This is a genomic window from Bifidobacterium sp. M0404, assembly GCF_016101415.1.
Taxonomy (GTDB): domain Bacteria; phylum Actinomycetota; class Actinomycetes; order Actinomycetales; family Bifidobacteriaceae; genus Bombiscardovia; species Bombiscardovia polysaccharolytica.
The window spans coordinates 598,018-611,454 of the sequence record NZ_JACFQP010000001.1 but is presented as its reverse complement, the minus strand read 5'-3'; the positions used below and the strand labels follow the sequence as shown (position 1 = coordinate 611,454).

Sequence of the window (13,437 nt, the reverse complement as noted above, 5' to 3'; positions counted from 1 at the left end):
TTTGTTCTTGTATAAAGCCGGTTCTTGCCCCTAGATTCGAAAGAGGCTATCGCTTAAGGGGCTATCGGTTAGCGGGCTATTGGTTATTGAAGTTAGTCCAGTTATGGAAGTTAGGCCAGCAGGTTTACTGCTCGGATTTCAAGCCTAGAGTTTCGATGGCTTCCGCTACTGCAGCCGTGCGATCGCTGACCTCCAATTTGGCGAAGATCCGACTGAAGTATGTTTTTACTGTTGCCTCGCTGATGTATAAGTGTTCTGCGATTTGCCGATTGGTCATGCCTTTGGCGGCCTCGCGCAGCACACGTGTCTCTTGTTCGGACAGTGCTGGTCTGGTCGCAGGGCGCAGCGCCTTGCTGACTGCTTCCGCTGCGGTCGGATTCAGGACAGTGGACCCTGCAACAGTGTCACGGATAGCTTGGGCCAAGACATGAGGTTCTACGTCTTTCAGCAGATAGCCATTGGCTCCGGCTTCTATGGCCGGCAGAATATCGTGGTCGGAATCGTAAGTGGTAAGGATCAATACCTTGGTTTTGGGATAAGAAGCCAGCACTTTCCGGGTGATTTCAGGACCGTTCATATCAGGCATCCGCAGATCGAGTAGCAACAAATCTGGCTGTGTCTTCGCCACAGCCTCTATGGCCTGGGCGCCATTACATGCTTCGGCAACCACTTCAAGGTCTGCATGGCGTTTCAGCATGCTGCGTATGCCCTCCCGAACCATGGGGTGGTCGTCGGCCATGACAAGTCGGATCATCTTTCCTCCTTATCTGGTCGAGTAGTGTTACTTGGTCTTTCGACAGGAATATTTACAGTTATGGAGGTGCCTTGCCCGGGAACGGAGGTTACCGTACAGCGCCCACCCGCGTCTTGAGCTCGTTTGGCCATATCTCGCAGACCATAGCCATGCCCGGCCTTTTCCATCTCCTGGAAATCCAAGTTTTGAATATCAAAACCACGACCATCATCCTTGATCCGAAGCTGTAACAGTTCCTGCCCTTTCAAAAGCAAGCTCACCTGTACATGCTGGGCATTGGCATGCTTGGAAATATTAGTCAGGGACTCCTGGACTATACGCAGCAGGTTGACCTCGGTCTGCTTAGGCAAGGGCGGCAAGGTTCGTTGAATCCGACACTGTGATTGAAAACCTGTCTTTGCTGCGGTGGAATGCACTGTCCGTTCCAGGGCCGTCTTCAGGTCCCTGCCATCCAGATCAGCCGGTGCCGAATCCGCAATCATTCTTCTGGTGTCATCCAAAGAACCCTTCGACGTGCTGGCGATCATTTCCAAATGCTTCTGAGCTGCAGGTATGTCGTCGATCAGTTCTTCATGAGCTACCCTGGCCAAGGCCAGAATGGAAGTCAAAGACTGGGCGATCGTGTCATGCATTTCGTTGGCCACACGTTCACGCTCGATGGACGCTCCTTCAGCTCTGCTGAGTCTGCGAATCGTCTCTTGTTGAGACTCCATTTTGTCCAGTAGCATTTGATTATGTCCGTTGGTCAAAGCCAGGACATTAAAGGACTTTCCAATCATTGCGGAGAATACCACTACGAGAATCATGAGCATAAGATTGCCGGATAGATCTGTACTCAAGAACCTTTTTCCAGCCAAAGCCATGGCCAAATAGGCTATATTCAGGACTCCTACCAACCCCAGAGCAGGAAGATAGGAAAAAGCGATGAAGAGTTGTGGCACGATAAACAGCTGAGCCAGAATGGCGGTACCATCCAACCAAGCGCCCATGGGCAGGCAGACCAGCGTCAGCAGAGCGAAAATCCAACCATATGCTCCTGTTTTGCTTACCGGCTGATCTGCCGTTTTCCGATCAAATCTTTCAGACTTGTCATATACCCTAGGCAGAACCACGATCATGAAAAACAGGCAGGGCAATAGGATGAGAAAGCTTGAAACAAGTTTATAGGTCATGGATGCAGTCGAGAAGAAGCAATTGGCTCCTACTACGCAGCCTGCTTCCACAATGAAATACCAGTTCCAGGTGTTATGAAGACGTTGACGCTGGGCATCGGTTCTTGCGGTCGCGTCAAGTTGATCGTCGCCGCAATCACCATTTAGATTCATTGAAAGCTGGTCTTGCTGTTGGTTTTCTCGATCAATTCCCTCAGTGATTTTCACTCATGTCTCCCATGACTTGCACACTTATTCACCCTACTGCCAAAATGCCTGTAGAAATCGTCGGGTTTTCCTGTTTCCGAGCCTCGAAACCGGGATCTTCATTGGTTTTTGATTGTCTTACCAGCGAAAATTTGCTTGCCTTTTCGGGGATACAAGAGAGCCAAGGGAATGAATAGCAAGGACAGACAACCCATTGCTAGGAAGACCTTGCTGCTGCCGCTGGCATAGGAGGCCCTGATCAGAGGCATGATCATATTCCGCATGGATTGGGGCATACTGGCGAATTGTGATTGAGCACCTGCCGAAGTTCCGGATCCAATAGTATCTGCGATGGCTTGCGCTCGGGATGCACTTACTCCGTACTTGCCCAAGGCCTTATGAATATCCAGGGCAAAATAATGGGTGCACAATGGTCCAAGCATTGCCATGCCTAAGGCGCCGCCGAAGTTTTTGAAGGTCTGATTGATGGCAGTGGCTTCGCCATAAGAGGCGTTGATGGCCCGATTGACCGCATCAGTGGATGATGGCGAGAACATGAATCCGATCCCTGCACCCGCAACCACCATGGAAAGTGACAGCCAGACGGTATTGGAGGGCAGTCCTTTATCGAGCGAACCGGCTGTAAGCGACATGAGGGAGAAACCCGTTGCGGCTATCAAGCCGGCAATCAGCAATACCGGTTTCATGCCATGTCTGTTGAAGAGTTGGGCGCCTAACAAGGCGGAAACCAGGAAACCTAAGAAAAAGTAGAGGATGAATAGGCTGGTCATCAATGTTGACCGGTTGAGTGCAAGGAGCCCATAGACGCTGAGGAAGTACATGATGGGTTGGAAGATCACGGCGGCTACCAACATGGCGAGCTGGGAAATGTCGAATGGTGGGTTGCGGAAGATTCTGAGTTTAATGATTGGATTGTCAACGTGCGAATCCCAGAAGCCGAACACCAGGAATAGCACAAGGCTGGCACCAAAACTGGCAATAATGCGCCAATCCGACCAGCCAACGGTGCTGCCCTGTTGAATCGGCACGATCAGAGCTATCATGGCGAGTCCTACGGCCAGGCCGCCAGCCCAGTCAATATGCTGACTACCGTGTTCGGTTGCGGGTGAATCCTTTGGAATCATCGAGACGATCATGACGATGGCCACGAGAGCCAGAGGTAGATTGATGAAGAAGATGTCGCGCCAGGAGTATTGAATCAGCCAAGATCCGAGAATGGGGCCCAAACATGTCATGGCTCCTGTGATGGCGAAGAACAGAGCCATGTTTCCGGCCCTCTTGTTTTCGGCCGAGTAGGAGAACAGAATACCGATAGCGGCCGGGAACATCATGGCTGAACCAATGCCTTGGAGCGCTCGGGAGAAGATCATCAGCATCAGCGAGAGTGAATTTGCAGGAACAAGTCCGCAACATAAACTGCCCATTCCAAAAAGGAATGTACCTGAAAGCATGATGCGCTTGTAGCCCGCTAGATCAGACAGATGCCCGCAGATGGGGAAAGTGGCGGCTGCAGCCAGCATGTAGGCGTTGACAATCCACTGTATGCCGCTTGCGGTCAGACCCAGACCTGATTGGACTGCCTGACTCGATAAGGAGACGATTGTCGAATCTATGTTGGTCATAGAGACGGCGACAATAAGTCCAATCATGATCAGGCTGAGTTTTTTGTGATTGATAGGAGGTTGTGAACCCTCAATCACTGGCAAGGGGTCTTCTTGTCTTTTGACTTCGCAATCTTGCATGCTGTCTCTCTTTCGTGTTTGCGCAATTGATATCGCCGTAATCGGCTTTGGAGGCGCTGCACCATGAGAGTAAAAAGATATTCTCGCTTCTTATGTCATCCCAGTCGCTATATCTCTGTCCCCCATTCGGATGACATGATGTCAGTCGTGTCAGAGCTGGGACTAGAAGATCAGCAATGCAACTGTTCGCAGAAATCAGACTGTGTGAGTTATAGGGCTATCTGATGCTGGCAAAAGTACTGTCTTGCAGTTTATCGAGCGAATTTATGAGCCAAATGGTTGGGGAAATCGTTAGTTACGATAAGCAGATTACCCAGAGGACTCTTGAGCAATTGCCCTCTCAACTGGCCCATATTGAACGGGATTCGCGAATCACAGGAAATGAGTAATATCCGCGAAAGACAATGCGATGAGCGGTTACTCTTCACGCGGTCAACCTGGGTGACCTGTTGTTATTGTTGCCCACCGTTTTGCTATCTGTTAGGCCCTGTAAAATTGGTTTATTTTGGTATGTCACAGACCGAGAAGGCGAAACTCATAAGAGTTCCTACTGACTTACTCTTATCTGATTTTAGTGTTTCAATGCTTTTGAGATGCTCATTGTCTTGTACCTGGTTCAGTGCGTACTGTTCACCATCTGAGGTGGTAAAGCGGAGAATGGGGTCTCCCTGCTTGCTGAGCTTGCATGACACGGTGCCCTCATCAACTTTAAGAGGCCAGGTGTGACCCAAATCTTCTTTCGAAATTGTTTGCGGGTTGCTGGTAGCTGCGACTTTATTGCTTCCATCAGTGGAATACTCTTCAGGGTGCTTCATGCCATCAGTGCAGCCGACAACCCCCACTGTCAGCATAATTGTGGCGCATATCAGGAAAAGGGTTCTGAGGCTCTGCTTGATTTGTTTCATAATTATCGACGTTCTTTCATACTTGGGGACGGTTTCTAGCGCTCGCTGGCCAAAGCCATATATCCGTCCTCAAGGTTGGGTGCGGTTTCGACAGAGCCTGCGGGCGGGGTGTCGGTGACTATGCGGTACCTTGTCCCCTTTGGGGTAGGTTCCGCGTTGATGATTGTGGCATTATCCGGTGGGGCTGCAATGGGGGGCGTGACCCAGGTGTGACCGGCAGCTTCATGGATCAGCCCCTCTGTCGGCCCGTCATACTGGTTGCGTCCGCAACGTAATACACACACCCAAGGGCAGGTTTGTGCAACATCATCGAGTATGTGGGTGGAGAGGATAACGGTTCGATCCTGTCCCAGTTGGGCAAGGAGTGTGCGGAACCGCATGCGCTCTTCGGGATCCAACCCTGCTGTGGGCTCGTCGACTACCAGCAGCTGGGGGTCGCCCATAAGGGCCTGTGCGATGCCAACCCTGCGCCTCATACCCCCGGATAGGCCCCGGATAGGTAGGTTCATCGCGTCTTCCAATCCCACTTGTCCCAGGAGGGTATGTGCCTGCTCCTGCCGTACGTGTTTGTCGTCAATCATTTTCAAGATGCCGATATAATCAAGGAATTCAAGTGGCGACAGGTTGTCGTACGGGGTGATGTGCTGAGGCAGATAACCCAGGTGTCGTTTTAGATTTCGCCTATTGGCCGGCGAGGACAGGTCCTGTCCATCAATAAAAACTTTACCTTTAGTCGGTTTGATTATTCCGGTGAGAATGCGCATGAGGGTTGTTTTGCCGGCACCATTTGGACCAATAAGCCCTATCATGCCCTGTGGAAGATCAACGGTCAGATCGTTCAAAGCGGCCGGTCTCCCCCGAAAATCCTTGGTCAGATGGTCAATGGAGATAAACATGTGAGTAATTCCTTTCGAAGTCAGTGGATAGTCAGACCCGAGCTTTTATGTGGTTGGAGGCTATGTTTGCACCAGTGAAAAGAAGGAAGATAATACACACCTGCCAGAGCAGGGATATGACTCCCGATTGGACGGTAAAGGGGCCGTTCGCCGGTACGTACATAGGATCTGTATGGAACCATCCTTGGGCAATGGGATCACCAATGACGGCCAGCGGGCCACCGTTGAGCGTTGGAAGTGGTAAGAGGGGGGTATAGAAAGCCAGCCAAGCCCATACCAGGACGGCAAGAATTCGGGCTACGATTGTGGGCAACAGGGCTCCTAGCAGGGCGGATATCCCCATAGCGATCAGCATTGATGGTGAGAGTATGACAAGTGCTACTGCCAGGGCCACCAGTATTGCCTTACCGTTGCCTTTAAAGGCTTGGTGGACCGCGATCAATACAAGGAAAAGCAGGGAAGATGATATGCAGATGACCCAGGCTCCCAAGACATGAGCTGAGCGGATGACGGCCATCGGCAAGGGGGAGGTGGATTCTAGCTCGTCCATACCTGTTCGCCTGCCGGCAGTCATAAGGTCGCTAAAAGATGCTGCGTATGCCAACGGGGTGAACATAGCAAGAACCTGTCCGGTAAAGACAAGACCATCTATGTTGCGGAATCCAGGTGACATAGGAGAGGCATAGGCCAAAAAGAGGGCGAAGAGCGCCAGCGGTATGCTGGCTATCCACAAGGCTTTGCGCCGATAAAACATCAGTAGCGTGATGCGTACAAGGCTCAGTATCCTCATAGGGCTGCCACCTTTACAACATTGTGCTCCGCATCACCGCACATGTCCCATCCGAAGATTGCGCCTGCTGCTGCAATAAACAATGGAATGAGTCGTTGCCGGACCGGATCGGTGATGTATGGATCCCATATAAAACATAAAAACAGCCAAATAGCCATGGAAGCCAGCGACGATGTTGGCATAGACGTGGTGAGTACGGCTATAAGGAAAACCAGACAGTTGACAATGAATATACTGCCAACAGGGATAATGATGCTCACCCATCCCATGTCGCGTGGCCAAAGTCGCATCATATGCAAGCCGGTAAAAAGAAGGTCTGCGGCAGCAAGAAATGCTCCGGTAATGATAAGCAGCCTGGTCACTTGAACTTTCCGCCATCCAGTTGGAGTTGACTCAGTAAGTTCAACGATTGGGTCACCATTGAGCACAAAAGCTGTAGATAGGCCAGCAGCAATTACTGGCACCTGAGTAAGAACCATCATAACTGGCCGTATGCGGCTCAATGACCAGATGCCCTCCAGTACGAAGCCCGCAAGAAGAATACCTGCGGTCAGTATGAATGGCAGTAATACCAGCCTATAAAGCCTCTTGAGCTGTATACCTACGAAAGCCAACCTCGTCCACCTTCCTCATATCTGGTTTTGGCCTCGGCTGCCGCCAGACATTGCTCGCTGCTCGTCCTGTCTGCTTAGTTAGTAGCGAGAGAGGATGGAAAGGTTCATTAATTTTTATCTCCACCGGCGAGTTGAGTATGCCAGGCAAGAGGGGCTGTAAGGATAACAGCAGATAGGAGTCCCACTGTCAGTAGGATGGTCCCTGCCCAGGCTGCGGTTGTAGTGGGTACCGAATTGACCCATGCCGGTAGGAAAAATGATGACCTAAAGTTCTGCAAAGTTCTCAATAGTGGTGCAAGTACCCCTAGGAGCAGTGCAATCCAAGAGCATTGCCATATGCATAAGAGGGCCACGATATTCGCCAGGAGTGTTATGGGGGCTATGGTTTGGGCAATAACTGGCAGGGGCCTTATTCCAGGGTTGATGGCAGTGACGATCAATAAGGCTGCTCCTCCGACGACAATATTGGAGATAAAGGCCAGCAATAGCCTAGTAGCTACTACAACTTGAGGTCCCAGGGGCATACTGAGCATTAATTCACGATCATCTTTAATGGAAAAGACCAGGATTATTGTCAGTGCCATGTTGAGCATGAGCATATTTGAAAAGATATGCATACCGAGACTGCCGTAACGTGCACCTTGCATAAGGTTGCTAATTAAAACAGAGCACGCTGCTATCGCAATTTCCACCAGTAAGATATATCGCGGTATGAGGCGGAATTGGGCCAGAACAAGCGGGCCAAAGGAACGTACTCGACGCATGAATGGTATCGGTTGATCCGTTGCCAGTGACGGCTTCTGTTGGATGGCCTTCAGTACGCTATTAAAAGCTGGAACTGCCGGCTGAACATTCTGCTCTTTTTCCCTAAGCGCCTCTTGAACTTCACCCCGGTATTCTTCGGTGACCGGGCCTGTGCTGTCTGGGCTGGTGCTCTCATATCGGTCTGCCATAATCACCCCTTCAATTATCTCTGGCTCTGCAGTTTATGGGGTTTGACTGGAGCGAGGTCGGTCAACTGTGGGCGCAGGATCTGCCTTGCCCGAGCAATACGAGACTTCACAGTCCCAACCGGGACGTCGAGCAGGGAGGCTATTTCCGTGTAGGGTAACTCGTGGAGCCAAGCCAAGGTTACCGTATATGCCATTTCTGCTGGGAGTGCATCAATCCTTTGCCGTATTATTTCCATCGTCAGATCCTTATTGACCAGTTCTACAGGCTCCAACTGATCATCGGTTATCGAGTCAAGTTCCACCTGATCCATTTGGTCAGGTGGTTTCGGTTTGCGACGTATCATATAGATTTGCCGGCGAGCAATGCTGAGTATCCAGGTAAGCACCTTGCTGTCTGCGCGGAAGGTTTTTGAGGAACGCCAGCAGCCCAGCCATGTGTCAGCAAAAACTTCACCGGCATCCTCCTCGTCGGATATTCGCAGGGAAATAAAGGCTTGGACGGTATGAGCATACTTATTGTAAAGTGCTTCAAAGGCCGATTCATTTTCGTCAGCCACCATCTTGATCAGCCTTATATCATCAGTATCTGGATCAATGCGAGATCGTTTCACTGATGATGTCCTTCTCCGTATTGTCTACATCCCAGATATCGTCTTGCGTACTGCTATGCAAGCGGTTATCGCGGTTATGCTTCATTGCTATTACGAATATGCTGAGATGCTGCTTCTGGGGTCACCCATACTGTGAATCTGGTCGCATGGCAACCCATTACTGTCTTGTATGAAACTGATTCTTTTCAGGTATCCTAGCGCTTATTTGCGCCCCTTCAAGTACTTCCGTATCTTCTTCAGGGCCCAGTCGTAATGGCTGGAGGTTGAAGAGATGAAGGCAGAGCCCAAGGTAGAGTTTCCTGTCCATGGGAGGGCGCCCTTGGTGAATAGCTGCTCGTTGGTGAACGATTGCGCCAGGGCCATGACCTTCTTATGGGATTCGATAAACAGGTTCAAGGCCTGATCATAGGTGGTGTCATCATGCTTGTCCCGCAGCTTCACATTCATCTCGCCGTAATTGCGCCAGTTGTAGCCGTCAGGAAGAAAGTCGTGGGTCCTGCCCTGCTGGTTGTCCTCCACCCAGTTCAACAACAGCTGATGCCACTCGTAGAGATGGACGAGCACATCCTTGATGTTCCTGTCGCGTGCCCAATGGGCCCCCTTCTCCTTGCTCAGATCGAAGGAAAAGCGGCCATTGCGTTCTTCAGGTGTCAGTGGCTCAAGCAGCGCCAGGAGTTTGTCGAAGCCATCATCAGCCGTCTTGATGAGTTCTTCCTTGGTAGTAGGTCGCGCCATGACGGTCCTCCGTTTGTCTCTGGTCGACAAGATTTGACTGGTTGATTGTCACCGGTCTCGGTTTGCCATCGACTGTACCCTATATGGGCCTTGCAAATGCTCGTGTGTAGGAAATCGTCGCATACTCCTGTGTTTACCTGTATTGGTGGAAAGCCATCAAGTGCTCACAGTTGTATCTACCAATTAAATTCATCAAGCCGAGCGCTGCATATACCGACTTAATTTATTTAACAAGAGACATGGAGGAATGACAGAGGTCGGCAGGCCCGCTGTGGCTCAAATATGTATTCGCGTGCATGCAGCGAGGCTTTATTATTCGCCGATGGCATGAGATATGACACTGACTGAGTTCTCGAACCTGGTGGTCAGAGCTTGGATTCCTGTGGCTGCGGCACCAAGCAGGGATACGATGAGCACCACTACGATCCATGCGCCCCATTGCACGCTCATCTGTGCTTTGCCCATGAAGCGTGAGAGCATGAAAGTCAGGGATGAGGTGCAGAGCAATGTGATGACCAGGGAGAACAGTGTGCTGGTAATCATAGTGATGATGCCGTCAAGCGCGCCCAATACTCTGAGCTGGCCGATTCCAGCACCTGATACGTAGGTCAGCGCCAGATCAAGTCCTCTGCCTTTGGAAGTGATCAAGGTGCCTGCAATTGCACCTGTTATCGCGATGATTATTGGCGGTCCAGTGAGCGCCAAGAGACTCGCAAACATGTCTGTGGTCGCCGGAACGCTGCCTGGTGTGTGGGGAAAAGCGACTAGCAAGGTGGTGATCATTGTGCTCAACCCTCCGCTGACGGTCATCAGCAATGATAGACCCGCAGTCATCGGGATTATCGTCGCTCCCTGGCGCTGTATGCTGCCGACAGCCTGTTGGCCTGCCAGCCTCCAGGTTCTGGATGGCAACGCTACAATACGCGTCCATATCGCCGTGAAGCCGGGCAGGAGATATGGCGCGAAAGCTGCCAGCGAAAATATCAGGAGGAACATGCCGCCCATGGCGAAGGCGAGAAATACCGTCATCCGATCTGGAGCGGCAGCGCTGCTCATCTGACTGGCACGAGGGTTAGTTGCAAGTGCAAAAGCTGGAATCAGCAACATGCAGCCAGCACCAATCAAGCATACGATTCCCAGGAGGAAGCGGAAGACGCCTATCCGCTTTGGAGGGTCCTGGGATTGCCTGAGGGCTTCCATTGGTCGTATTTTCGAGAGCGAACGGATAGTCAACAAGGTGCTTATGAAGATGGGCGCAGCGCTGAAAGCGAGGCCTTTGCCTAGCGAATCGAACAGGTGGCTGCCGGCATAGGTCAAATGCAAATCAAATGGATTTGTCACCATGGCGAAGGTCAAGGGCGTAATCACCGGCAGCAAAAGGCAGGTGGCTGCAATGGACAGGATGAATAATCCCATGACTATCAGCAGATTCCAGGCCAGCAGTTGCCAAGGCAGAGCGCCTTGCAAAACCATGAGCGCCAGTTGATGCCGGCGTTGATTCAGTGCTGAATTCATGACCCATAGCAGCACAGCTATGGTGATGATCACGCTGAATGCCAAGGCGGGACCAGTGTATGTGGATCCAAGTACCTGCTCCGGGCCCTGATAGTCCTGATCAATGATCGTGGCGATCGCGATGAGGGAGCAGATGACAGTCTGGGATACGACCATGGCCAGCAAGACGGCGCTCCAGACCATGGGCGCTGCTTTGAGTTCGGACAGAGCGCCTCTCATGCCATGGGCGCTTTCGCAGAGAATGACTGGCTGATACGGCCATCGCGCACGGCAAAAAGCCGATCGCACTGGCCTGCCACCTCATTGTTATGCGTCACCAGTACGATGGTTTTCTTTTCGTGGTTGGCAAGTTCCTTAAGCACCGATATGACCTTTTCTCCGGATTCCTGATCCAGGGCGCCAGTTGGCTCGTCCGCGAATACCACGTCTGCGTCGGATAACAGAACCCGGGCCAGGGCAACACGTTGCTGCTCGCCGCCTGACAGTAGGGTGACGCTTTTCTTTTTCTGATCGATCAAACCAAAGTACTTCAAGAGGGAATCCGCCGTCTTTCTGGGAAAGCGGGATCCGCGAAGGGTGAATGGCAGAGCCAGATTCTGTTCGACTGTCATGCTGGTGATCAGGTTGTAGGACTGGAATACGAAGCCTAGATGCTGGCGTCTGAACTTGGTCATGGCCGACAGCCCCAGACGGGTTATGTCTTTGCCCAGCAGAAGCACAGTGCCGCTAGTGGCCTTCTCCAACCCAGCCAGGCAGTACAGCAGCGTCGATTTTCCGCTACCTGACGGACCGATGATGCCGGTCATCTCCCCCGGATAAGCAGTGAATGCGATGTCATCGAGAATGGTCAGTGAATCGCCGCGGCGCGGGGAGACCATCATGGACAGCCCCGTAGCTTCAATCGTGGGTGTCGGGCCTCTGCTTTCGCTTACGTTGGGGTTATTCATAGTTGCATCTTTCCCTTGGATGATCATCGACGACCTTCCAGACTGAGGCATCTACGCTCAGTAATGCTGATTCGCCTCGCAGATGTCATGCGCCCTCGTTCGTCGCTTGCCCCTGTATGACGGTCATCCTTGTCGTCATCAGTCAATTTCATTAATATCAGAGCAAGAAGGGATGAAATACCCTGATTTACCCTGAATTATCCCTGACTCGGCCCTGATTTTTTCGGAATAAGAGGCATGTTCAGGCAGGTATGCTTACGCGGCGCCACCGGTAATGTCAGCAGCGCCGAGAATCAGCTGATTACTGCTGCAGCCTCATTCGCCAACAAGCAGCAGGGATTTGATGGCGGTGCGCTGGTCCATGGCCTCATAGGCCTCCTGGATGTGATCCAAGGCAAAGCGCTTGGTGAAGACCTTGCCTGGCTGGATGCTGCCCTTGAGCACCTGGTCAAGCAACAGATGCCTGTCATATGTGGTGACTGCGGCCGTGCCGCCTCGCAGACCGACATTGCGCCAGAACAGCTGAGAGGTGTCCATGGTGGCCTGCTGTGGCACGCCCACCCGGCCGACCACTGCGCCGGGCCGGGCCACTCTGACGGCAGTATCGGTGGACAGTTCGGTGCCCACGCATTCCAGGACCGCATCAGCTCCGGCTCCGTCGGTGAGGGTCATGACCTGTTCCACAGAAGCGTCGCCGCGTTCAGCCACGATGTCAGTGGCCCCGAATTCACTCGCCAGCTTCTGGCGGTCCTCATGCCGGCTCATGGCGATGATGCGTTCGGCCCCACGCAGCTTGGCTGCTATGACTCCGCACAGACCCACTGCCCCATCGCCCATGACCACGACTGTGTCGCCTTCTTTGACCTGGGCAGTTGCGGCTGCATGATAACCCGTGGCCATCACGTCGGAGAGGGTCAGCAGAGAGTTGAGCATATCGTCGCTGTAATCCTCAGGCTGGCCTGGAATCCGCACCAGCGCCCAATCCGCGTTGGTGAATCGTAGAAACTCGCTCTGGTAGCCGCCGCTCCCCCGCCTGTCCGGATCAAGACAGTCACCGTCGAATCCAGCCCTGCAGGCTGCGCAGTGCCCGCAGCCATGGGTGAAGGGAGCGATGACGAAGTCACCAGGTTTGACATGAGAGACATCCGAGCCCACATTTTCAACCAAGCCAATGGCTTCGTGCCCTACGTGACTGCCTGAGGACATTGAGGAAATCCCCCGGTACCACCACAGATCGGATCCGCACACGCAGGCCCGGACGATCCGAATCACGGCATCTTTAGGCTTTTCGATGGTCGGCATCGGTGATTCCTCCAGCTCGATGCGGCCCGGCTTTACAAACTTTGCTGCCTTCATGCTCTTGCTCCCCATTCTTCACTACCTGGCGTATTCGCCTGCCAAGTATGCGGATGAAACATAGTCTACGGAGTTCAATCCGCTCGAAGTCAAGTCAAATCCTTATTGTGCGCGATTCACAGAGGTGCGGACAAGATTGTCGCACGGGAATACGGTCATAAGATGCAGCTATATATAGGTGCTGTATTGGGGTGCCGTATAAGGGTTGCTATGTAGAGGTGGCGTATTGAGGTATCGTCA

13 protein-coding genes are annotated in these 13,437 nt (G+C 52.3%); all 13 read right to left on the bottom strand.

Annotated elements, in window-relative coordinates; translation table 11 throughout:
- Positions 1-124: 124 nt before the first annotated feature.
- Positions 125-754, bottom strand: a complete 630-nt coding sequence (locus tag H3T93_RS02530; protein WP_144177057.1) for a response regulator — start codon at positions 752-754, stop codon at positions 125-127.
- The gene (locus tag H3T93_RS09255) at positions 751-2,133 is read right to left on the bottom strand and encodes a sensor histidine kinase (protein WP_144177058.1); all 1,383 of its coding nucleotides are present in this window, start codon (positions 2,131-2,133) and stop codon (positions 751-753) included. The genes H3T93_RS02530 and H3T93_RS09255 overlap by 4 nt, the downstream gene beginning before the upstream one ends.
- A gap of 98 nt (positions 2,134-2,231) precedes the next feature.
- A complete protein-coding gene (locus H3T93_RS02520; RefSeq protein WP_267900936.1) occupies positions 2,232-3,902 on the bottom strand; it encodes an MFS transporter in 1,671 nt (556 codons plus the stop codon).
- A gap of 473 nt (positions 3,903-4,375) precedes the next feature.
- A complete protein-coding gene (locus H3T93_RS02515; RefSeq protein WP_144177061.1) occupies positions 4,376-4,780 on the bottom strand; it encodes a DUF2511 domain-containing protein in 405 nt (134 codons plus the stop codon).
- A gap of 35 nt (positions 4,781-4,815) precedes the next feature.
- Entirely contained in the window at positions 4,816-5,676 is an 861-nt protein-coding gene (locus tag H3T93_RS02510; protein ID WP_144177062.1) for an ATP-binding cassette domain-containing protein, read from the bottom strand.
- Positions 5,677-5,707: 31 nt separating this feature from the next.
- Complete coding sequence (locus H3T93_RS02505; RefSeq protein ID WP_144177063.1) at positions 5,708-6,466, bottom strand: murein hydrolase transporter LrgB; 759 nt, start codon at positions 6,464-6,466, stop codon at positions 5,708-5,710.
- Positions 6,463-6,948, bottom strand: coding sequence for a hypothetical protein (locus H3T93_RS02500; protein ID WP_144177064.1), 486 nt, complete (start codon positions 6,946-6,948; stop codon positions 6,463-6,465). Before H3T93_RS02500 ends, H3T93_RS02505 begins: the two co-directional genes overlap by 4 nt.
- 239 nt (positions 6,949-7,187) lie before the next feature.
- The gene (locus H3T93_RS02495; protein ID WP_144177065.1) at positions 7,188-8,033 is read right to left on the bottom strand and encodes a hypothetical protein; all 846 of its coding nucleotides are present in this window, start codon (positions 8,031-8,033) and stop codon (positions 7,188-7,190) included.
- Between the two features lie 14 nt (positions 8,034-8,047).
- Positions 8,048-8,644, bottom strand: coding sequence for an RNA polymerase sigma factor (locus H3T93_RS02490; RefSeq protein ID WP_233439321.1), 597 nt, complete (start codon positions 8,642-8,644; stop codon positions 8,048-8,050).
- A 201-nt stretch (positions 8,645-8,845) separates the two neighbouring features.
- The gene (locus H3T93_RS02485; RefSeq protein ID WP_144177066.1) at positions 8,846-9,379 is read right to left on the bottom strand and encodes a ClbS/DfsB family four-helix bundle protein; all 534 of its coding nucleotides are present in this window, start codon (positions 9,377-9,379) and stop codon (positions 8,846-8,848) included.
- Positions 9,380-9,691: 312 nt separating this feature from the next.
- Positions 9,692-11,059, bottom strand: a complete 1,368-nt coding sequence (locus H3T93_RS02480) for a hypothetical protein (RefSeq protein ID WP_144177068.1) — start codon at positions 11,057-11,059, stop codon at positions 9,692-9,694.
- A 50-nt stretch (positions 11,060-11,109) separates the two neighbouring features.
- The gene (locus H3T93_RS02475) at positions 11,110-11,841 is read right to left on the bottom strand and encodes an ABC transporter ATP-binding protein (RefSeq protein WP_232348598.1); all 732 of its coding nucleotides are present in this window, start codon (positions 11,839-11,841) and stop codon (positions 11,110-11,112) included.
- Positions 11,842-12,156: 315 nt separating this feature from the next.
- Entirely contained in the window at positions 12,157-13,197 is a 1,041-nt protein-coding gene (locus H3T93_RS02470) for a zinc-dependent alcohol dehydrogenase family protein (RefSeq protein ID WP_144177069.1), read from the bottom strand.
- Between the last annotated feature and the right edge of the window lie 240 nt (positions 13,198-13,437).